The sequence below is a fragment of the Lysobacterales bacterium genome, from assembly GCA_016721845.1.
Taxonomy (GTDB): domain Bacteria; phylum Pseudomonadota; class Gammaproteobacteria; order Xanthomonadales; family Ahniellaceae; genus JADKHK01.
In genome coordinates, this window is sequence record JADKHK010000013.1 from 643,115 (window position 1) to 664,751 (window position 21,637).

Annotated in this window: 15 protein-coding genes; 4 read left to right on the forward strand and 11 right to left on the reverse strand. The window is 66.1% G+C overall.

Features of this window, described 5'->3' with window-relative positions:
- Positions 1–49: 49 nt before the first annotated feature.
- The 8 genes from IPP28_10295 to IPP28_10330 form a co-directional block, all read right to left on the reverse strand.
- Positions 50–1,006: a hypothetical protein gene (locus IPP28_10295; protein MBL0041409.1), complete on the reverse strand. Its 957-nt coding sequence runs from the start codon at positions 1,004–1,006 to the stop codon at positions 50–52.
- A complete protein-coding gene (pbpC, locus tag IPP28_10300) occupies positions 975–2,393 on the reverse strand; it encodes a penicillin-binding protein 1C (GenBank protein MBL0041410.1) in 1,419 nt (472 codons plus the stop codon). Before pbpC ends, IPP28_10295 begins: the two co-directional genes overlap by 32 nt.
- 192 nt (positions 2,394–2,585) lie before the next feature.
- A complete protein-coding gene (locus IPP28_10305) occupies positions 2,586–7,469 on the reverse strand; it encodes an alpha-2-macroglobulin family protein (GenBank protein ID MBL0041411.1) in 4,884 nt (1,627 codons plus the stop codon).
- 162 nt (positions 7,470–7,631) lie between these two features.
- Positions 7,632–7,934 (reverse strand): type II toxin-antitoxin system RelE/ParE family toxin, encoded by a 303-nt coding sequence (locus IPP28_10310; GenBank protein ID MBL0041412.1) that lies wholly within the window; start codon positions 7,932–7,934, stop codon positions 7,632–7,634.
- Entirely contained in the window at positions 7,924–8,172 is a 249-nt protein-coding gene (locus tag IPP28_10315) for a type II toxin-antitoxin system Phd/YefM family antitoxin (GenBank protein MBL0041413.1), read from the reverse strand. The genes IPP28_10310 and IPP28_10315 overlap by 11 nt, the downstream gene beginning before the upstream one ends.
- Positions 8,173–8,316: 144 nt before the next feature.
- The gene (locus tag IPP28_10320) at positions 8,317–10,164 is read right to left on the reverse strand and encodes a tetratricopeptide repeat protein (GenBank protein MBL0041414.1); all 1,848 of its coding nucleotides are present in this window, start codon (positions 10,162–10,164) and stop codon (positions 8,317–8,319) included.
- Positions 10,165–10,205: 41 nt separating this feature from the next.
- Entirely contained in the window at positions 10,206–12,827 is a 2,622-nt protein-coding gene (locus IPP28_10325) for an ABC transporter permease (GenBank protein MBL0041415.1), read from the reverse strand.
- Positions 12,824–13,168, reverse strand: a complete 345-nt coding sequence (locus tag IPP28_10330) for a PadR family transcriptional regulator (GenBank protein MBL0041416.1) — start codon at positions 13,166–13,168, stop codon at positions 12,824–12,826. Before IPP28_10330 ends, IPP28_10325 begins: the two co-directional genes overlap by 4 nt.
- A gap of 136 nt (positions 13,169–13,304) precedes the next feature.
- On the opposite strand from IPP28_10330, the gene IPP28_10335 reads away from it, so the two are divergent.
- The gene (locus tag IPP28_10335; GenBank protein ID MBL0041417.1) at positions 13,305–14,855 is read left to right on the forward strand and encodes a cryptochrome/photolyase family protein; all 1,551 of its coding nucleotides are present in this window, start codon (positions 13,305–13,307) and stop codon (positions 14,853–14,855) included.
- Here the strand turns inward: IPP28_10335 and IPP28_10340 are convergent.
- Positions 14,833–15,399: a DUF4166 domain-containing protein gene (locus tag IPP28_10340; GenBank protein ID MBL0041418.1), complete on the reverse strand. Its 567-nt coding sequence runs from the start codon at positions 15,397–15,399 to the stop codon at positions 14,833–14,835. The genes IPP28_10335 and IPP28_10340 overlap by 23 nt on opposite strands.
- 16 nt (positions 15,400–15,415) lie before the next feature.
- A complete protein-coding gene (locus IPP28_10345; protein MBL0041419.1) occupies positions 15,416–17,020 on the reverse strand; it encodes an NAD(P)/FAD-dependent oxidoreductase in 1,605 nt (534 codons plus the stop codon).
- Positions 17,021–17,182: 162 nt separating this feature from the next.
- Between IPP28_10345 and IPP28_10350 the strand changes: the two genes are divergently transcribed.
- The gene (locus IPP28_10350; protein MBL0041420.1) at positions 17,183–18,340 is read left to right on the forward strand and encodes an NAD(P)/FAD-dependent oxidoreductase; all 1,158 of its coding nucleotides are present in this window, start codon (positions 17,183–17,185) and stop codon (positions 18,338–18,340) included.
- A gap of 574 nt (positions 18,341–18,914) precedes the next feature.
- Positions 18,915–19,055 (forward strand): ATP-binding protein, encoded by a 141-nt coding sequence (locus IPP28_10355; protein ID MBL0041421.1) that lies wholly within the window; start codon positions 18,915–18,917, stop codon positions 19,053–19,055.
- Positions 19,056–19,282: 227 nt separating this feature from the next.
- Here the strand turns inward: IPP28_10355 and IPP28_10360 are convergent, their stop codons facing one another.
- Entirely contained in the window at positions 19,283–20,308 is a 1,026-nt protein-coding gene (locus tag IPP28_10360; protein MBL0041422.1) for a trypsin-like peptidase domain-containing protein, read from the reverse strand.
- Here IPP28_10360 and IPP28_10365 point away from each other — a divergent pair.
- Positions 20,307–21,629 (forward strand): right-handed parallel beta-helix repeat-containing protein, encoded by a 1,323-nt coding sequence (locus IPP28_10365; protein ID MBL0041423.1) that lies wholly within the window; start codon positions 20,307–20,309, stop codon positions 21,627–21,629. The genes IPP28_10360 and IPP28_10365 overlap by 2 nt on opposite strands.
- The last annotated feature ends 8 nt before the right edge of the window (positions 21,630–21,637 follow it).

A 21,637-nucleotide genomic window follows, 5' to 3' on the forward strand; every position in this document is an offset into this window, starting at 1 on the left:
GGATGACCTGCAGTACGTGGAATGCCCCGGAATTCTTCGCTGCGCGCCCTCAGTTCGACAACACCCGCACTTCCACCGCGTCATACGCGCCACGCGCATCGAGGGCGAGGAGGCGGTGGCGGCCGGGGGCGGTGAAGTGGTGTTCGATGGGGGTGGCGGCGGGGCTCACGGCGATGAGTTTGCCGTTGAGCAGCCATTGCACCTCGCCTTCGGCGCCGAGCGCGCGCAGGCGGGCGGCGGGGGCTTCGCTGACGCCGGGAGCGCGGCGCAGGACGGCACCGTTGATGAGTCCGTCGATGCGCAGGCGGCGCGCGATCTGCGGTTGTGCGTCGCGGCATTCGGGCGCGAAGTCCGGCGTGCGTGCAGCGGTGCGGTCGCGTTGCGGCAGCCAGGGTTCGGCCAGTACCGGCCAGTGCGCGATCGTGCGCGAGGTCGACGGCGCTTCCGAGCACGCGGGCAACACGCGTTCACCCTTCGCATTCACCCGCACGACTTCGCGCAGCGATTCCGCAGCCGCGCTGCCGCGGCTCGGCAAGGTCGGCGGAATGCGCCCGTCCAGAATCCACGCCTCGCGCTTGCGATGGCAGAGCGTCGGTTCGGCGGCATCGTAGGCTTCGCCGAGCGGCCAGCAAATGTCGGCCTTGCTGACCGATTCGGGTTGCGTATCGAAACTGGCGGCACCGACCACGCGCGGCAAGCGGTCGGTCAGCGCGATCAGCAAGGGCAGGGCGGTCGCGGCCCCGTACTGGCCCGGAATCGGCGTGCCGTCCGGTCGGCCGACCCAGACGCCGACGGTGTAATGCGGCGTCACGCCGATCGCCCAAGCATCACGAAAACCGTAACTGGTACCGGTCTTCCAGGCGATGCGCGTGCGCCGGCCGGTGTCGATCAAGCCGTTCGGGTCACCGGGGCGGCCGTGGTCTTCGAGCATGCGGCGCACGATCCAGGCCGCGCCGGCGCTGACCACGCGGCGATCATCCTGCTTTGCGTCGGAGGTGAAGCGCACCGGTCCGCCGACGCCACCATTCCCGAACGCAGCGTAGGCGCCGACCAGTTCGTCCAGCGAGGTCGATGTACCGCCCAGCGCCATCGTCAGATTGGGCTTGGCACCCGAGCGGCAGGTCGAGGCTGACGCCGGCATGTTTCAGCCGCGACGCGAACGCATTCGGGGTGATGCGTTCGAGCACGTCGACCGCCGGCACGTTCAGCGACAAGCGCAATGCTTCGGCGACCGAGACCGGGCCGTTGAAGTCGTCGCCGAAATTGGCCGGTCGATAGCCGGCGAAATCCTGCGGCGCGTCGATCAGCAGGCTCTCGGAATGGATCAGGCCCTCATCGAGTGCGAGCGCGTACAGGAAAGGCTTCAGGGTCGAACCGGGCGAGCGCCGTGCCGCGACCATGTCGACATGGCCGAGCCGCGCTTCATCGGCGAATTCGGCCGAGCCGACATACGCCAGCACCTCGCGCTGCACGTTGTCGATCACCAGCGCCGCGGCCGAGGTCTTGTCGGGCAGACGCGAGATCCAGCCGCCGATGCGTTCTTCGAGCGCGCGCTGGGCGGTGGCGTCGATCGTGGTTGCGATCACGCGCTCATGCGGATGCTGACGACGCATGCGCTCCGCGAACAGGGCGGCACGCATCGGCGTGCGCAAACGACGCGCGACCACGTTTTCGTCGCGCGCTTCGCCGATCACGACGGCGGGCCAGTCGCCGAACTCGGCCAGCCGCGCCAGTACCTTGTCGCGAGCCGCGCGGGCGCGATCGGGATGGCGGTCGGGGCGATTGCGGCTCGGCGACTGCGGCAGCACCGCGAGCAGGGCCGCTTCCGAATGCGACAACTGCGCCGACGGCTTGCCCAGATACGCGAACGAGGCCGCCTGCACGCCTTCGATGCTGCCGCCAAAGGGCGCCAGGTTCAGATACAGCGTCAGGATCTCGCGTTTGCTGAGCCGGATTTCGAGCTGCACCGCGCGAATCATCTGGCGGATCTTGCCGAAGCCGGTATGCGGGATCGGTTCGATCAGGCGCGCCACCTGCATCGTCAGCGTCGAGCCGCCCGAGACGATGCGCCCGTGCCAGGCGGCTTGTGCCGTAGCGCGCGCGAACGCAAACGGATTGATGCCCGGGTGATGCCAGAACCAGCGGTCTTCGTAACCGAGCAGGGCCTCGATGTAGCGCGGCGAGACCTGTTCGATCGTCACCGGATAGCGCCAGACGCCCTGAGCATTCGCGAACGCGCGCAACGGCGTGCCATCGCGCGCCAGCACGATCGTCGCGCTGTCGTCGGCGATGTCGGGAATCGGTGGTGGAAAGAGACGATCCAGCAACACGATCAGCGCACATGCGATGAGCGTGTTGCGGAGTCTGGGGTGGCGGCGGAGCCAGGTGATCACGGCGGTGTGTGCGGCGGGGTTGGCCCCTCATCCGCCCTTCGGGCACCTTCTCCCCGTTGGCACGGGGAGAAGGAAAAATGCACTTGCATGGCGCTGGACCGCATCATTTCCTTCTCCCCGCAACGCGGGGAGAAGGTGCCCGAAGGGCGGATGAGGGGCGCTTTCAGATGAGCGGCCGCATCGCGCCCGACATCATTCCGGCGAGACCACCTTGATCGCGGCCGGCAGCGCTTCGCCGATTCCGCGCAGCGTCGGGCGGTACATGTCCTCGACCAGCGGCGACGGCACCTTGTACGTGCCCGGCGAAACCGCACGCACGGCGTAGAACAGGCGTGCCTTGGAACCGTCGTAGAGCTTGATCGCCGCGACATAACGGTCTTCGCGGTATTCCTCGAAGGCGATCTCGGCCTCGGACGAACGCTCGGACAGGGTCACGCCGTCGATGGTCACGCTGTCCCACTGGCTCTGGTCGCCGAGATTGAAGTTCTCGATCTCCAGGCCGCCGGGCAGCAGGTCGACGATCAGCGCATCCTGCATGTTCTCGTCCGACTCCACCGTCACCATCGCGACCAGCGAATCGCCTTCGGTCAGCGGCGAGCCGTCGTACTTCGTGCCGTCGAGGCGGAAGTAGTCGCGACGCACCGCGACGCCATTGCGCATCGCCTTCGGTGCCGTGCTCGGAAAGCCGACGACGTCCTCGGTCAGGTAGATCGGGCCGTCACCGCGCACGTCCATCTTCACGCCGGCGGCGAGGTCGGGCGCGGTAAAGCTGCGCGCGATCTGAGCGGTGGCCGCGAACGGCTCGTTGAGTTCGCCGGCGAAGACATCGCCTTCGATCTTGCGGTCCGGATCGTTCAACAGCGCGCGGCCGAGACGGAACAGCGCGATCTGTTCCTGGGTGCTGAAGTAGAACTTGCCGTCCCACACCGAGCGGCCGGTGATCTCGCGCGCCATCGCATAGACCTTGGCGTCGTAGGCCGGTTGCGCCAGGCCGTTCTCGTGGGTCAGCGCGACCATCAGCGCAAGGTCGCGCAGGTCGGTGCCGTAGTCGCCGATCCAGGCCGGGCGCTTGAACTCGCGGGTGAAGGCTTCCTCGATCGCCTTGGCGCCGCGTTCGCTGTCGCCCATCAGGTTCAGCGCGACGCCGAGATGCACCAGCGGCAACGGCGCAATGAGCTTGCTGCGTTCGTTGTCGTAGAGCGCGCGCAGCGTGCCGAGCGGCGCCCGCTTCTGGCGCGCCAGGACGTAGCCGGCGTGCATCATTTCGGACAGACGCAGGTGCTCGGAATACTCGTACTCGTAGTGGGCATTGCCGCCCGCGAGCAGATCATCTTCGAGGCGCTTGAGTGTGCGATCCAGCAACTGTGTCGGAGGTTCGAAGCCCGCGTCCTTGGCGGCGACCAGCATCTCGGCCACATACGGCGTGATCGTCGAGACGATGTAGTCGCCTTCCGGCCACATGTTGAAATGGCCGCTCTCGACCTGCATCGAGGCGAGGCGCGAGAACGCCACGTTCATGCGCTCGGCGCGTTCCTTCTGGGTCAGCGGCGTGACCGCGAACTGCTTCGCCGTGGCCTCATCGAGGAAGACCAGCGGGAAGGCCTTGCTGGTGGTCTGCTCGACGCAGCCGTAGGGGTAGCCGATCAGGTCGGTCGCGACCGACGCAAACGGCAGCGGCGGCAAGGTGCCGAGGTTGATGCGCGATACCGTTGATTCCGCGACCAGGCCGCTGCGCAGCGACGCGTCGGGGGTGATGGCCGGATTCGAACCCAGCACTTCGACACGGGCGCGGCGTTCGACCGGATAGGCCGGGCGCACCGCGAACTCGATGCTGCGATCGACCTTCACGTCCTTGCCGCGCACCGCGATCTGCACCTTGGCGATGCCGAACTTCTGCCGCGCCGACAGCGGGAAGCTCAAGGTCGTGCGATCGCCGTCGGCCAGTTTCACGTTGCGCTTGCCATTGGCCACGTCGATGTAATCGCCGCCATCGACCATGACTTCGTAGCTGCCGTCGGCACCGCTGAGGTTGTCGAGATCAAGCGCGAGTTCGGCGCTGTCGCCACTGGCCATGGCGCGTGGCGCGCTGGCTTCGACGACCAGCGGGGCCTGCACGATGATCTCGCGTTCGCCGGCGCCGTAGTGCTGTTCGCCGAAGGCGACGGCGGCAAGACGCAAGGTGCCGTTGAAGTCGGGCAACTGCAGCGAAATCGTCGCGGCACCTTTCGCGTCGAGCGCGACCGGTGCGTTGAACAGATCGATGGTCTGCACCTTCACGTTCGGGCGGCGCGCCTGCGGCAGGCCGAGCAGGGCGGCATCGCCACCGTAGCGCAGGCGCGCCTGCAGGCCGTCCAGCGACTCGATGATGCGGCCGTAGACGTCATAGGCATTGATGGCGTGGCGGCGCGGTGCGAAGAACCAGGCGATCGGGTCCGGCAGCGCGAACTGCGTGAGATTGAGAATGCCGACATCGGTCGCCGACAGCGTGACGTGGGCGGTCTTGCCCGCCAACCCCGGCGCCGACAACGTCACCTGGACCTGTTCGTCCGGGCGCGCCTTGTCTTTCGCGACGATGCTGACGTCGACCTTGCGGCTCTTGCGGTCCAGCGGCAGATGGATGACGCCGACGGCACGCGCGGGCGTGATCTTCTCGGCCGAGGAACCCGGACGGAACACCAGCGCGGTGATGTAGATGTCGTGGCGGTCCCAGCTCGCATCGACGGGGATGCGCAGCTTGGTTTCACCGCTCACGTCGATGCGTTTCTGCCACAGCAGCTGGTCGCTCTCGACCATCAGCAGGGCCGAACCCGGATGCGGCGGCTTGATCGTCAGTTCGACGGTGTCGCCAGGGGCATAGGCGGCCTTGTCGAGCGCGAGCTTGACCTTGTCCGGGCGACTGCCACGATCCTGGCCTTCGTTGTACCAACTCCAGCCGGCCGTGAACGGCACGCGCGTAGTCAGTTGTGTCGCCGGGTCGAAGATTTCCAGACGATAGCCGCCCCAATCGACGCGGGCGTCGTAGCGGGTGCGCTCGCCGGCCTTGAGATCAAGCTCAAGTTCCTCGACGGTTTCCCACTTCGACAGATAGTCGGCCTGCCAGCCGCTGCCCGAGACCCAGCGCCAGTTGTAGTTGCGCAGTTCGCGCAGCAGCTTCAGTTTCAATCCGGATGCGGCCAGCAAGTCACCTGCGGCGTTGCTGCGCACGATCTCGAAGCCGGCGTTGTCGCCCGGATCGGCACCATCGGCCATCTCGAAGAGCGGGCGCGCACCGACCAGTTCGGTGGCCGGCCAGATGGTGCGCTTGAGCGGACGCGTCACCGCACGGCCGCCGCTTTCGAACAGCGAACCGACAACGATGACCTGCAGCGGTCCGGTCGGGGTCTTTGCCTCGTCGATCGCGATTTCGGCCTCGAGCAGGCCTTCGTCGTCGAGCACGTCGTCGAGCGCCTCGCGCGGTTCCTTCGGCAGCTCGGCGAGCGGGTCGCCGAAATGGAAGTCCTTCAGCGCGGCGATCGGATGCACGTCGGCCTGCACCGACACGCGCGCCGTGAAGCGATTGCCGGCAGCGGGTGCGCCGTACAGCCAGTCGCCGTCGACCTTGAGTTGCAGTGCGTCGCCTGCAGCGAGCACTTCCTGTGCATCGAGCACCAGCTTCATGCGTTCGGGCAGGAATTCCTCGACGCGCACCGGATAGCTGGTCGGGTTCTGCAAGGTCGGGTCGGTGCTGAATTCGACGCTCCACTTGCCGGTCGGCACGTCGCCGTCGAGGGTACGTTCATAACGCACGTAATTCAGTTCGCCGGGAGCAAGTTCGCTGCGCGCCAGTTCGCGTCCGTCGGGCTGACGCAGGGCCACGAAGAGCGGCTGCTTGGCGGTCATGCGACCGTCGAAGTCGCGCAGGATCGCATTCACGGCGATGGTTTCGCCGGGACGATAGAGATCGCGCCCCGACCACGGGAAGATGTCGAGCGGCATCTGCGAGCGACCCGCAATCGCGAATTCGGACAGGTCGAGGGCCGGCGTGTTGAAGCTGAGCAGGGCGTAGTCGTCGCCCCAGTGTGCGATCAGGGTGTCGGCCGAGTTGAGCTTGTAATCGATCATCGCCAGACCGCTGTCGTCGGTAGCGGCACTGACCAGGGTGTCGCCCTTGCCATTGCGCACTTCGATCGCGACATTGCCCTTGGCGTCGCCGGATTCCAGCGAGGCGGTATGCACCAGCACGCGGTCGGCGTAGGCGCGCACGTGCAGGCCGATGTCGCTGACGAAGAACATCGCGGTGTCGTATTCGCCGCGATAGCTGCCGGATTTCTTCAATACCGCGTAATACAAGCCGGACTGCTTCATCTCCTGGATGTCGCGGATCGGCAGGTAGCTGACGCTGCGTTCATTGCGCTTCACGTCGAGCGCGAAGCGGTTCGCATAGACCGAGTCGCCGTACTTGGCGAGCTGGTCGACCGACCAGTTCCAGCGCTGGCCGTTCTTCTGGAATTCGTCGAGGAAAGGACGCACCTGTTTGTCGCGGATCTTGAAGAACTCGACATCGGCTTCGCCGACGTTGACCGAGACGATCGGCAAGCCGCGCGATTCGTGCAGGGGCAGGATGTGGCCCTGGCTGGCGAAGCCGACCACCGGTTCCTGTTCGCCGGCATAGATCTCGTGGGACTGGTCCTTGCCGAGGGTGCGGCCGTCGGTCGCCATCAGGCTGCCCTTGACGGTCACGACATAGGTCTTGTCGGCTTCGAGGTAGGGGAAGCGCAGCTTCTGGCCCTCTTCGAGGAACCAGCTGCCGTCGGGCTTGGCGCCGTCTTTCAGTGTGATCGAGATCAACTCGTCGAAGGCTTGTTGCGAGACCAGGGGCTGCGAGAACGGCAGCACGATCGAGGCGCGACCGTCGTAGGACTCGCCGGTCGGCGCATCCAGCGCGAAATCCTGGCGCGCCACCGCGGCTGCGCTGGCCTCGCCCTTCTGCAACTCCGGCGGCGCACCATCGTCGCGACCACCGCATCCCGTCAGCGCCAGCACGACGGCCAGCGCCCATCCCGACAGCCCGTATCCCGACCGACCCACGATACCCATGTGTGATTCCCAAGTTCGCGCGGGAAACCCTTCCCACTGCGTGGCGCGAGTATGCCGTGGCTGTGTGTCGCCGTGTTGCAAACTCGGCCTTTACGCGGCCCGGATGCGGCCGGCTTCGGGCGAATCGCGGGCGGGTCCTGCATCAACGCAAGGCGCGCGAGATCACGGCGCCTTCGGATCGCCCAGCCGTGACAGCGCGGCGTCGTAGACGGCGTTGCGATCGCGCTTGCCGACGGCGATGACGGTCACCGTCACGACCTGATCTTCGACCGAATAGACCAGGCGATAACCGGACTGCCGCAGCTTGATCTTGTAGAGATTCACGGCCCCGGAGAGCGCGGCGCTCGGCACGTGCGGATGGTCGAGGCGTTCGGCGAGCTTCTTCTTGAACTGTTCCCGGATTGTCGCGCCGAGCTTCTTCCATTCCTTGAGGGCCGAAATCTTGAAGGCCAACTCATAACGCATCGAGCGTTACCTTGATGGAAGACTCGTGCTGACGCTTCTGCACCAGCTTCAGCAGCTCCGCGTCGTCGACGAGGTCCATCAGGGCGGCGTAGGCGGTCGCCGGCACGCAATAGAACGCCGGCTCGTTGCGATTCAGCACCACGACCGGCATGCCCTTGCCGCTGGCCACAACCTTCATTGGATTGGCCTTGAGCTCCGAGATGCTGGCGGCGGTCTCGGTCAGGATCTGATGGGTCATGTCAGTGGTCTCGCCTGGAGGTTTGAAGACCGGATAATAGGTCTTGAAATAGGTCTCGTCCATGCGTGCCACTGCTCGGCGCTGGGTCGGCTGGTCGGACGAGTCGGATGCACGAAAGTGGGCCGCCAAATTTGGCGGCCAGCGTCAATCGTGTTCCAAACGCACCCAAAGCGGCTTTTCCGCTTCCACCCAATCGGGTCGAATTTCGAGGGCGCGGGTGAGGCTGGTGTGGGCGGCTTCGGGTTGCTGGGCTTCGTGTTGTGCGATGGCGAGGCGTAGCCAGCTGGTGGCACTGAGCGGGCGCAGGCGGGTGGCGTCGGTGAGGGCGCGGATCGCGGTGGCGGCGTCGCCGTCGCGCAGCGCGAGCAGGCCGAGGTTGTAGGACGCTTCCGGCAGGAAGGCTTGCGTGCGGGCGAGGTCGGCGAGTTGCGCGCGGGCTTCTGCGCGATGGCCTTGTCCGGACGCGACCAGTGCGGCAATGAAGCGTGCGTCTGGCGAGGCTTGTCCGGACTTCGGCAGCTGCGTGAGTGACCCTGCCGCATCGTCCCAGCGCCCGGCGCCGGCCTGGTGGCGGGCGAGTCGCAGCCACCAGGATGGATGCGCGTCGTCGATGCGCGCGACGTGGCGGGCGAGGGCGTCGAGCGCGCCGCCGTCGATGCCGTGATCGAGTGCCGCCAGCGCGCGATAGGTCTTGGCCTCGTCGCTGTCGAGTTCCGCGGGTGGATCGAACAAGCGAATGTCGGTGAGTTCGGGCACGTGCGGCGCACGCGGTGCCAGTCGCGTTTCCGCCGCATCGATGCGGCGCACGATGCGATGGTCGGTCATCGTCGCTTCGATCACGTCCTGCGTGCGCCGTTTCGGCAGATGGCAGGCGACGCAATCGCGTTCGTCCGCACCTTCGGCCTGATCGTCGGTCGCGCTGACCTCGCCATGTGCGCGCGGCAAATCCTCGTGGCAGGCCAGGCAGCGTTCGCGATACCAGCCTCGGGCCTCGACACCGACACGACGCACATGCGGATCGTGGCAACTGGTGCAGCCCATCTGGCCGTCGCTTTCGATGTAGCACGGGCTTTGCAGCATGCGCCAGGCGTGATGATTGATCTGGAAGCGCGCGTCGTCCGGCATCGCCGCGTCGCTGACATCGACCGGCAAGGCATCGTCGCGCAGACGCTGTCCGGGACGGAAGTCGTACCAGTCGCGATCGATGCGGCGCGGACCGATCACTTCGACGGCCGGCAGCAGATGACATTGGAAACACACGTCGTTGCGGGTCGCCCAATCGAGCTTGCCCGGCTGGACGATGCTGGATCGAATCTCCGCCAGCGGCGCGCCGCCGAGCACCGTGCGCACATGCGCTGCGCCTGGTCCGTGGCAACGCTGGCAACCGATGCCTTGCGGAAGATCCTTGGGAAACACATCGGGCGACAACGCGCCGTCGGCGTCGTCGGCCACATCGGGATAGGCGTTGTGGCAGAACAGGCAACCGTGCGTGATGCGGCGCTCCACACCCGGATGCTGCGCCGATTCGTAACCCGGCGATGCCGCGAGCCGCTGCGATTCCGCGTACCAGGTCACCGGCAACTGATACAGCTCGCCGGACGCGGTGCGATGCAGGAAACTCTGCGCGCGATGCCCGGAACCAATGGCCCAATCGACGCGCAGCGTCAACGCATGATTGCCATCGCGGGCCCGTTGTTCGAACCACAACGCATCGTCCCTGCGATACAAGCGAAAGCGCTGCCCGGTCGCCGGATGCGTGTACGCCGCGTCCTCGAATTCTTTCGGCAGCCCGACCTGCAAGGGTCGCGAGAACGCGCGTGCCATGCCCACTTCGGAATAGGTCTGCGCGATCTTCTGGTGGCAATGGCCGCAGGTGTCGTCCTGAAGATAGCCACGCGCCACGCCGTCGCGTGCCTGCCAGCCGAGGCGCGACAACACATCGGCATCGGCCTGCGCCGCACACGCGACGCAGGCCAGCAGCATGAGGAACATTCCGCGCATCATGTCCCGATGATACGCGGGCCGTGCATCGATCAATCTTCGCGCAAGGCTTCCGTCGGCGCGATGCGGGTCGCGCGACGTGCCGGCAGCACGGTGGCGAGCAGGGCGGTCGCGAGCAGCAGGGCCGGCACACCGACATAGGCCATCGGTGCGAACGCGACACTTCCGCCGAGCGCGCCGCTCAAGGTCCACGACACCAGCAGGCAGACCGGCAGACCCATCGCGATGCCCCAGGCGACCTGTCGCAACGCGCCGCGCAACACCAGTTTCACGACCCCGAGCGGCGTCGCGCCGAGCGCCACCCGCACACCGATCTCGCGGGTGCGGCTGGCGACGGTGAAGCGCACCACGCCGTACAGGCCGATCGCCGAGATCAGCAGCGCGACCAGGCCGAGCACGGTCGCGACGCTGCGCGCGATCTCGAACGGCATGCGTTGCTGGGCTGCGACCTGGGTCAGTGACCACGGCTCGCAAGGTTGTGCACGATCGCGCTCGTTGCAGAGGCGCACCAGCTCGCGGGTGACGGTATCGACGCGCGCCGGATCGACGGCGAGCATCAGGTCGCTCATCAAGGGCTGACCGAGTTGCGCCGGCAGGTAGACGGCGGTCTTGTCGAGACCAGTGAACAACAGGCCGCTGGCGATGTCGGCGGCGACACCGACCACTTCGACCTCGCGATCCTTGTCGAAGAAAACGCTTTCTTCGCCAACGAGCTTGATGCGCTGGCCGATGGCATTGCGTCCCGGCCACAGACTCTCGGCGGTCGCCGCGCTGACGATGGCGACATCGGCGCGGTGTGTCGCTTCCTCGGCGCGGAAATCCCGCCCCGTGGTCAGACGGACGCCGAGCGTGCCGAAGTAACGTTCGTCGACCAGATTCACGCCGAGCGGCAGGCTCTGCCCGTCGACCACGGCCGGCGTACGCGACTGCCAGCCATACAGCGGCACACGTGCGGCCGAGGTGCTGCCTTCGACACCGGGAATCTGCTCGATGCGACTGCGCAGCGCGGTGTCCACGGCCGGATGACGCAGATCCATCAGCCGCGACACGTTGAAGCCGGTATCGATGTGCTGGGCGCGGTGCGCGGTCGCGACGATCAAGGCCGCGACGACCAGGAGCACCAGACTGGCGGCGATCTGCAGCACCATCAGCACGCCGCGCAGTTTCGACGGCGAGATCGTGCCGATGCGGGCATCGCGACGCGCACCGGAAGCGATGTTGCGATTCGTCGCGGCGAGCGCCGGCAGCAGCCCGAAACTCATCGTCGTGAACGCGGCCAGCGCGGTGGCCGCGATGAAGACGCGACCATCGATGTGGATGTCGATCGGTTCAAGGCCGAGGCCGATCATCATCGACAAGGCGTAACGATGCGTCGGCTCCACGGTCAGCGCACACAACACCAGCCCGAACGCGGCGGCCGCAATGGCGAGCAGGCCGCTTTCGGTCAGCAGTTGCCGAATCAGCCGCCAGCGCGATGCACCGACGCTGGCGCGGATCGCGAGTTCCTGGCGTTGCGCGGTGGCGCGCGCCAGCATCAGGTTGGCGAGGTTGGCGCAGGCTACGACCAGCACCAGCAGCACGAGGCCGAACACCGGAATCGCCGCGATATTGATGTCGGACGCGTCTTCCGCGGCGAGCAGCGATTTGCGCGGCAACACCAGCACGTCGGCGATGCCTTCATCCTGGCCTTGCCGGTTCGGCAAGGCCTGCAGCGCCGGCAACAGGCGCTGGCGCAGGCTTTCCGGGCTCTCCCCTTGCGCCAGCAGCACGCTGACGTCGTAGCCTTCCGAATAATCGCTGCCGGTGTAGTGGCCGCGCCAGGTCGCATAACCTTCGGTGCTGATCCAGTACTGCGGCGGCAACGGTTGCAGGTCGAGGAAGTTCGCCGGCATGACGCCGACGACGGTGAAGTCGACGCCGCTGAAGTTCAGCGTCTTGCCAACGATGTCCGGATCGGACGCCGTGAGCGAACGCCAGCCGGCATCACTCAGGACCAGGGTTGGTGCCGCGCCAGGGGCGTCGTCGCGCGCGTCGAGCACGCGGCCGATACGCGCCCTGGCATCGAGCAGTGGCAGGTAGTCACCGTTGGCCGCGAGGCCGTAAGCGGTGCGTGGTGCATCGCCGCCGAGCATCATGCGCACCATGTTGCTGATCAGCAGGCCGCGGCTCCGCTCGGCGAGTGCGGGCGCGAGGCTGCGCAATTCGTCTGCGCTCAGGCGCGGACGGAAGTAGCCATCTGCACCGCGCAGATCGGCGAGGTCGACCAGTTCGCCGCGTTGCACGATCTCCGGGGTGCGCAGGATGTAGCTGCCGTAGATCGAGAACAGCACCAGGTTCACTGCGATGGCGGCGCCGAGAATGGCGATGGCAGATAGCGCGAACAGCGGGCTGCGGATCAGGCTGCGCGCGGCGCGGCGCAACTCGCCGGCCCACTGGTCGAACCAGGCCAGGCCATGCGCGGCGCGCACCGCGTCCTTGTGCGACTCGACCATGCCGAGTTCGATGCGCGCGCGGCGCGTCGCTTCGGCTTCGTCGTGGCCTTGCCGGATCAGGTGTTCGCGGCGCGCCTCGAGATGGAAGGCGAGTTCGTCGTCGAGGTCGCGCTCGAAGCGGGCGCGGTGGCGCAGACGTCGCCAGAGCGATGTCAGGCTCATGCCAATGCCTCCAGGTTCGGTGTCGCCAGCACCTGTTCCAATGCCGCGGCGAAGCGTTTCCAGTCGGCCGTGTCCGACTTCAGGCGGGCCTTGCCGTCACGCGTCAACACATAGAATTTTGCCCGACGATTGTTGTCGGACACGCCCCATTCGGACTCGATCAGCCGCTGTTGCTCGAGTCGCGCCAGCGCCGGATACAAGGCGCCTTGCTCGACTGCGAGCACGTCCTGCGACGCGCGCTGGATGCGCAACAACACGCCATAGCCATGCTCGCGTCCCAGCGACACGGCCTTCAACACCAGCAGATCCAGGGTTCCGGGAATGATCGGCGCCGCGCTCATGGTTTCACCTAAGAAGTTTAGGCAAGCCTAGCGGGTTCTCCTAAACAATCAAGGAGAGAGGGCTGTGACTGACGGCAGGGGTGGCGACCTTCCCCTGACCACATGGCCTCCACGTCCTCGCGGCCATCATGCGCGGATGACTTCCGCCCTCCGCAACCTGATCCTCATCCTCGGCGATCAACTCGACGCCGACTCGGCCGCGTTCGACGGATTCGAGGCCGCGCGCGATGGGGTGTGGATGGCCGAGGTGCGCGAGGAAGCGACGCACGTGTGGTCGCACAAGGCGCGGATCGCGGTGTTTCTGGCGGCGATGCGGCACTTCGCAGCCGGGCTGCGTGGGCGCGGCTGGGACGTGCGGTATCGCGCGCACGGCGCGCACGCAGCGGCGACGCTGGCCGATGCGCTGAAGGCCGATCTGGCGGTGTGGCGACCCGAGCGCGTGATCATGGTGCTGGCCGGCGACGGTCGCGTCGATGCGGCGATCCGTGCGGTCTGTGTCGAGGCCGGCGTGCCGATCGAGGTGCGCGAAGACCGCCACTTCTACGCGACGCCGGAACAGTTCGCGACCTGGGCCAATGGTCGGCGCGAGCTGCGGCTGGAGTGGTTCTATCGCGACCTGCGCAAGCGTCATCGCGTGCTGATGGACGGCGCCAAGCCGGCCACCGGGCAGTGGAACTACGACCACGACAATCGCAACGGTTTCGGCGCGCAGGGGCCGGGTTTCCTGCCGGCGCCGAGGCGCTTCGTGCCCGATGCGATCACGCGCGAGGTGCTGGATCTCGTGGCCCGCGACTACGCCGAACATCCCGGCGATCTCGACACGTTTGATTGGCCGGTGACGGCCGAAGCCGCCGAAGCCGCGCTGCAGGATTTCCTTGCGCATCGTCTGCCCGCGTTCGGGCAATGGCAGGACGCGATGTGGAGCGGCGAGCCCTGGCTGTATCACTCGCGCCTGTCGGCGGCGATGAACCTGAAGCTGCTGCCTGCGAAGCGCGTGGTCGACGCGGTCGAGGCCGAATATCGTGCCGGGCGCGTGCCGATCGCTGCGGCGGAAGGCTTCATCCGCCAGATCCTCGGCTGGCGCGAATACGTGCGCGGCCTGTACTGGTGGCGCATCGATCAATGGGCGACCGACAACGCGCTCGACGCACACGCGTCGCTGCCCGAGTTCTATTGGACCGGCGACACCGACCTGCACTGCCTGCGCGACGCCATCGGGCAAACCCTGCGCCACGGCTACGCCCACCACATCCAGCGGCTGATGGTCACCGGCCTGTATGCGCTGCTCGCCGGCGTCGATCCGCAGGCCGTGCACCGCTGGTATCTCGCGGTCTATGTCGATGCGGTCGACTGGGTCGAAGTGCCGAACACGCTCGGCATGAGCCAGTTCGCCGACGGCGGCGTCATGGCCAGCAAGCCCTACATCGCCAGCGGCAAGTACATCGACCGCCAGAGCAACTACTGTCGCGGCTGCCGCTACAAACCCGACCAGATGCTCGGCGCCGAGGCCTGTCCGATCACCACGCTGTATTGGGACTTCCTGCGCCGCCACCGCGACCGCTTCAAAGACCACCCGCGCCTCGGCCTGCAAGTCCGCAACCTCGACCGCTTCGATCCCGACACGCTGGCGGCGTTGCAGGCGCAAGCGGATTCGGTGCGATCGATCAATCCGCCCCAGCCCGCGTGATCGCCGTCCCGGCCCGCAAGCGTCCGCCGTAAGCGAACAGCAGGCCGAGCATCGGCAGGGTCACACGCACCTCGAACACGTAGTGCCCGCCCTCGATCCGCTTCGACGCATCGACCCGCGGCATCAGCACCATCGGCACACGGATGCCGTGGATCCAGGCCCGCATCGGCTGCCAACGCCAAGCGCCGTCGGCGACATCGACGTGCAGCGCGATGCGCAGCGCACCGACGGTTTCCACCCAATACCCCCGCGGCCACGTACCGACCGGATGGAAGCGCGAGCGCATCCAGGTCGAATCGCCAAATCGGCGATCCCAATGCAGGGCGTGCGCATCGGAGCGGATGTCGACATGCAACGCGATCTCGCCCGCCTGGCGCGGCAAACCCATGCGGCCTGCCATGCGTCGTCCCAACCATCCGGCGACACCGCGGCCGTATTGGATCCGGACATTGCCCTGCAGCGTGCCGCCGAAACGATGCAGCGACTGCAGCAACGGATGCAGTCGCGAGAATCCGGTATCGAACCAGCGTTCCACCGCATCCATGGGCGACGCGTCGCGCTCAGCGCGTGCCATTGATCGCCAACGCCACTGCCTGCGCGACTTCGATGCCGTCGATGGCGGCGGAGTAGATGCCGCCGGCGTAACTCGCGCCTTCGCCGGCGGGGTAGAGGCCGCGGGTGTTGATGCTCTGGTAGTCGGCGCCGCGGGTGATGCGGATGGGCGACGACGTGCGTGTTTCGACGGCGGTGAGCAGCGCGTCCGGCATCGCGAATCCCTTGATCTGGCGGTCGAGGGCGGGCAGGGCTTCGCGCATCGCGGCGATGGCGTAGTCGGGCAGGGCGGTGCTCAGGTCGCACAGGTGCACGCCCGGCTGGTACGAAGGCAGCACCGATCCGAGTTCGGTCGACGGTCGGCCGGCGAGGAAGTCGCCGACGCGTTGCGCGGGCGCGCGATAGTCGCCGCCGCCGAGTGCGAAGGCGCGACGTTCCCAGTGGCGCTGGAAGTCGATGCCGGCCAGCGGGCCGCCCGGATAGTCCTCCGGGCTGATGCCGACGACGAAGCCGGCATTGGCATTGCGTTCGTTGCGCGAATATTGGCTCATGCCATTGGTGACGACCTGGCCCGCTTCCGACGTGGCCGCGACCACGGTGCCGCCCGGGCACATGCAGAAGCTGTAGACGGAGCGGCCGTTGCGGGCGTGATGCACCAGCTTGTAGTCGGCGGCGCCGAGCAGCGGATGGCCGGCGTGGTCGCCGAAGCGGGCGCGGTCGATCAGCGACTGCGGATGCTCGATGCGGAAGCCGATCGAGAACGGCTTGGCCTCGATGTGCACGCCCTGGTCGTGCAGATGCTGGAAGGTGTCTCGGGCGCTGTGGCCGATGGCGAGCACGACGTGGTCGCTGCGCAGTTCATCGCCGTTCGCCAAGCGCACGCCGCGCACCTGCCGGTCCTCGATCAGCAGTTCCTCGACGCGCGTACTGAAACGAATCTCGCCGCCGAGCGCTTCGATGTCGCCGCGCATCTTCTCGATCATGCTGACCAGGCGGAAGGTGCCGATGTGCGGCTTGCTGACGTAGAGGATTTCCTCGGGCGCGCCGGCTGCGACGAATTCCTCCAGCACCTTGCGGCCGTAGTGCTGCGGGTCCTTGATCTGGCTGTAGAGCTTGCCGTCCGAGAACGTGCCGGCGCCGCCTTCGCCGAATTGCACGTTCGATTCCGGGTTCAGCACGCTGCCGCGCCACAGGCCCCAGGTGTCCTTGGTGCGCTCGCGCACGGCCTTGCCGCGTTCGAGCACGATCGGGCGATAGCCCATTTGCGCGAGGATCAGCGCCGTGAACAGCCCGCAAGGCCCGAAGCCGATGATCAGCGGGCGATGCTTGAGGTTGGCCGGCGCCTGCGCGACGAAGCGATAGGTCATGTCCGGGCTGGCGGCGACATGCGCGATCGCGCGCTTCGACACCGCAGCTTCGACGCCCTCGCGCAGCGTGACATCGACCGTGTAGATCAGCTGGATCTGTTTCTTCTGGCGCGCGTCGTAGCTGCGCTTGTAGACGGTGAACGCGACCAGGTCGTCCGCGCCGATGCCGAGGCGCGCAAGGAGGGCGGCGCGCAGGTCGTCCTCGGGATGGTCCAGCGGCAGCTTGAGTTCGGTGAGTCGCAACATCGCGGGGAGCTGATCGGATTCGGCCGGGCATGCTAGCGTCCCGGCCGATGAGCGTTCCAGTCGCAGTGGAACGAGTCCGTGGATGCCTGGGTGGGGGGGGGGGCGGGGGCCGCCGGGCGGGGGGCCGGCGCGCGCGTGATCGGCGGCGGCGCTGCCGGCCTGATGTGTGCGTTGACCGCGGGCCAGCGCGGCCGGCGCGTGCGCGTGCTCGAGCATGCGAACCGCGTCGGCAAGAAGATCCTGATGTCGGGCGGCGGGCGCTGCAATTTCACCAACACCGGCACCACACCTGCGAATTATCTTTCTGCAAATCCGCACTACTGCAAGTCGGCGCTGGCGCGCTTTCGGCCGGCGCAGTTCATCGAATTGGTCGAGCGCCACGGCATCGCGTATCACGAGAAGGAACTCGGGCAGTTGTTCTGCGACGATTCCTCGAAGCAGATCGTGCGGATGCTGCTGGACGAGTGCGAGGCCGGCGGCGTGCGCATCGATACCTCGTGCCGGGTCGATGGCGTGGAACGGATCGACGGCGGTTTCGTCGTGCAGACCGCGCTCGGACCGATCCGAACGAGCGCGCTGGTGGTCGCCACCGGCGGCCTGTCGATCCCGAGCATGGGCGCGACCGGCTTCGGCTACGAGCTCGCGCGCCAGTTCGGCCACACGGTGTTGCCGACACGCGCCGGGCTGGTGCCGCTGACGCTGTCGGGCAAGCATCAGGAACGTTTCGAAGGCCTGAGCGGCGTGGCCTTGCCGGTGTCGGCGCGTTGCAACGGCCAGCAGTTCGACAACTTCATGCTGATCACGCACCGCGGCGTCAGCGGTCCGGCGATCCTGCAGATTTCCTCTTACTGGCGGCCAGGCGACGACCTGCGCCTCGATCTCTTGCCGCAGGCGGATGCGTTCGCTGCGTTCAAGGACTTGCAGGCCAAGCGTCCCGCGGCCGAACTGCGCACCGCGCTTGCCGACCTGCTGCCGAAACGCTTCGCCGAGCGCCTGTGCGAGGTCTGGTTCGAGTCGCGTCCGATCAAGCAGTTCAACGATCCCGAACTGCGCGCCATCGCCGCGCAACTGCAGGACTGGCCACTCGTCGCCAGCGGCACCGAAGGCTATCGCACCGCCGAAGTCACGCTCGGCGGCGTCGACACCGACGAACTCTCATCGACCACGATGCAATCCAAACACGTGCCCGGCCTCTATTTCATCGGCGAAGTCGTCGACGTCACCGGCTGGCTCGGCGGCTACAACTTCCAATGGGCCTGGGCCTCGGGACATGCGGCGGGCGTTATTTTTTTAAGTCGTCTGAGACGTTGGCAGGGCTGACGCCCGAACCGAGGCGAGGGGGGACGCGCACTCCCAGACTTCGCACGCCATCATGGCCTGCAAGCCTTGTCCCGAGCCACATCTGCGTTTGGCGTGCATGTTGCCGCTCGCTGAAAATTGACCAGGAAAACGAGGTTTTGCGCGTTCAAAATTGACCAGGGTGTCCAACCTACCGCGTGGTGATTTCACCAACAGGAAGAAGAGGGCACACCATGGCGATGACGCTCCCGGGACGGCTGTCGTCTGCGACGTTGCTCTTTGCACGCGATTGAGGCGAGGGGCACCAGGAAAGGATCGGCGCGGCGGGCGGAAGGATCGCAACACAGTGACGTGGACCTGTGGGGTGACCCGCACCGGCCGGCGCGGCGGGGACCACCTGGGACCGGAGACCCGAAAGCCGGACCGGACCGACCGAACCCCGCGACACACGATAGACGGCACATACGCGAGCCCCCACGTCCTGCACAGGCGCAGATACGCGGACGCTGCACTGAGGTGACCAGCAGAGGTCATCAGCTCAAGCAGGCGCGACGGTGCCACCAGCTGAACACGACACCAGTGAACACACCGTGACTTGGCCGGGTTCGACTTTGCGCAATCGAAGGTCGACGCGGCATTGATCGGCAAACTGGCGACGCTGACCTTCACCGAGAAGGCCGAGAATGCCGTGCTGATCGGCGGCACCGGCAAGACGCATCTGGCCACCCGAGATTGAGGAGTCATGGTGAGGAGGCACCGAGCTCGCCAACCGACGCGATGTGACGATGCGTAGGCGCGGTTTCCGCGCTTTGCTATCGACATCAATCAGGGAGCGACTTCCAGCGGGACGACCACAGCAGGCCGAAGTCGGGCGATGACGTGTTGATGCTTGGCGAACCACAGCATGAAGGCCTGACCGTCTCACGAATGGAGAGCGCCCGACGTAGTGTGTCGGTCAAAATTTTAGTCAAGGGCGTGGCCGTCGATCGAGACGATGAGGTCGCCGCGCCGCAAGCCCGCCTTGTGTGCCGGCGTGCCGGATTCGACCTTGTCGACGCGCAGGCCGCCCGCGCCTTCGACACTCGACGCCTGCGTCGCGTTTGCCTTAAGGCTCACCGGCACGAATCCGAGATAACCGCGACGCACCCGGCCGATGTCGCGCAGCTGCGGCAGTATGTCGCGCACCATGTTGGACGGCACCGCGAAACCGATGTTCTCGGCGCCGAAGTTGACCGCCGTGGTGACGCCCACCGCGTGCCCCTGCATGTCCACCATCGGACCGCCGGAATTGCCGAAGTTGATCGCCGCGTCGGTCTGGATGAAATTCTCGAACGCACCGATGTCACTGACGCCGATCTCGCGCCCCTTGGCCGAGATGATGCCGGTGGTCACGGTCTTGTCGAGTGCGAGCGGATTGCCGATCACCATCACCCAGTCGCCCACGCGGCTCGCATCGCTGTCGGCGAGTTCGAGAAAGGGCAGGTCGCGGCCGGCGTCGATCTGCAGCAAGGCGATGTCGGTGAGTGGGTCGCTGCCACGAACGCGCGCCGGGTAGGTGCGGCCATCGAGCATCACCTCCACCGTCTGCGCGCCCTCGATCACGTGGACATTGGTCACGATCAGCCCGTCTTTCGAAACGAGAAATCCGGTGCCGCCCGTCTTGATCGGTGTGCCGTCGGATTCGGCCTCGGGTTGCGGGCCCTTGTCGCCTTCGCCGAAGAAGAACGTGTAGGGATCGATGGGCTGCTCGCGCTGCGGCGCATTGCCGGTCTTGGCATCGGACGAGGCACCACCCTCGATCGTCGTCGCGTGAATCGCAACCACGGCTGGCGCGACAGCGTCCGCCAGATCCGCCCAACTGGTCGGTGGCCGGAAGCGATCCGGCACGCGCACCGCCTGTGCGCTCGCCGCAATGGCGATCGAACCCAACAACACGGCCGGCAGCATTCGCCAGTGGATTTCATGTGCGACACGACGCAGTGTTTTCATGCCGCCGAACCTAACACGGCGACCGCCGCGCGCCGCGGGCGAAGAACAAACCGGGATGGCTCGTCATCTGTGCCGTCCCGATGTTGGTACGATGGCGGAGCGATCCGAGGCGGAAGCCATGCCCAACTCACTCAGCTGTGCAGCACGTTTGAACGTGCTCGCCCTGTTTGTCGCGATCGGTGCGTCGAGTGCGGGTGCTGTGGATCGCATCGTCACCAATTCGGCCACGGGCAATGACACTGTGTGCGACGCACACTGCACCTTGGAAGAAGCCATTGCCGTCGCCATCCCCGGGCAAGACGTGGTGCGATTTGACCCAACCGTATTCAGCACACCACAGTCCATCGCCAGTGGCGGTTTTTATGTCATCGTGTTCAATAAATCTCTGACGGTGATCGGTCCTGGCAGTGACTTGTTGACCATCAACGGCACGCTGCGGAATATCGCACCCACTGCAGCTACGTCGTATGACATTCGCGGCCTCACGTTCAACACCGTCAATGGATTTTGGGTGCTTAACGGCGCATCTGCGCGCTTTGAAGATGTGCGATTCACCAGCCCCCCTTTTAGCGACTCCGCAATTTGGGCACTGAATGGCAATTTGACGGTCTCGATGTGCGAGTTTGTAAGTATCAGTTACGGTGGTGCTGGTGCTGCCATTGCCCAAGAGAACGGCGGGCTACTCAATGTGAACAACTCCACGTTCAAAAACAACTCGGCTAGTTTGGGCGCGGGCATTTACAGCCGAGCGCAACAAGTCTCGATCCTGGGCAACACGTTTGATGGCAATCACTCAGACAATAGTGGCGGCGCGATCTACCTGACCTCGGCGATCAAGGCCGAAGTCGGCAACAACACGTTTTACAACAACACGGCATCGGGGCCGGGCGGAGCCATTGGGGTTGAGGCAGGCACACAAACATTTGGCGCGTACAACAACACCATCGTGAACAATCAAGGCGTGTCGGCAGCCATTTATTCCGATTCACCCACCGCCATCATTGCCAACAACATCATCGCGATGAACTTTGACTTGGGCAACGGCCCCTTGCCACCCATTGGCGGCGGCGGATTGAATGTCAGTCATTCCAACATCACCAGCTCGTCCAGTCTCAACCTCGCGCCATTGGCCGACAACGGCGGCCTGACGCAAACCATGGCTCTGCTCGACAACAGCACCGCCATCAGCGCCGGCGATCCCGTCGTCTGCAACCTCGCGCCGATCAATGGCATCGACCAACGAGGGCGCCCGCGTCACGTGTGCGATGTGGGTGCGTATGCCAGTACACCCGTAACTGTTTTTGCGGATGGTTTTGAGTAACTCGACGA

Bases quoted from the DNA above. Each gene is read 5' to 3' on its own strand.
- IPP28_10360 (MBL0041422.1), bottom strand. From the start codon at position 20,308: ATGAAAACACTGCGTCGTGTCGCACATGAAATCCACTGGCGAATGCTG.
- IPP28_10325 (MBL0041415.1), bottom strand. From the start codon at position 12,827: ATGAGCCTGACATCGCTCTGGCGACGTCTGCGCCACCGCGCCCGCTTC.
- IPP28_10365 (MBL0041423.1), top strand. From the start codon at position 20,307: ATGCCGCCGAACCTAACACGGCGACCGCCGCGCGCCGCGGGCGAAGAA.
- IPP28_10305 (MBL0041411.1), bottom strand. From the start codon at position 7,469: ATGGGTATCGTGGGTCGGTCGGGATACGGGCTGTCGGGATGGGCGCTG.
- IPP28_10320 (MBL0041414.1), bottom strand. From the start codon at position 10,164: ATGTTCCTCATGCTGCTGGCCTGCGTCGCGTGTGCGGCGCAGGCCGAT.
- IPP28_10335 (MBL0041417.1), top strand. From the start codon at position 13,305: ATGACTTCCGCCCTCCGCAACCTGATCCTCATCCTCGGCGATCAACTC.
- IPP28_10315 (MBL0041413.1), bottom strand. From the start codon at position 8,172: ATGACCCATCAGATCCTGACCGAGACCGCCGCCAGCATCTCGGAGCTC.
- IPP28_10350 (MBL0041420.1), top strand. From the start codon at position 17,183: ATGTGTGCGTTGACCGCGGGCCAGCGCGGCCGGCGCGTGCGCGTGCTC.
- IPP28_10340 (MBL0041418.1), bottom strand. From the start codon at position 15,399: ATGGATGCGGTGGAACGCTGGTTCGATACCGGATTCTCGCGACTGCAT.
- IPP28_10330 (MBL0041416.1), bottom strand. From the start codon at position 13,168: ATGAGCGCGGCGCCGATCATTCCCGGAACCCTGGATCTGCTGGTGTTG.
- IPP28_10345 (MBL0041419.1), bottom strand. From the start codon at position 17,020: ATGTTGCGACTCACCGAACTCAAGCTGCCGCTGGACCATCCCGAGGAC.
- IPP28_10310 (MBL0041412.1), bottom strand. From the start codon at position 7,934: ATGCGTTATGAGTTGGCCTTCAAGATTTCGGCCCTCAAGGAATGGAAG.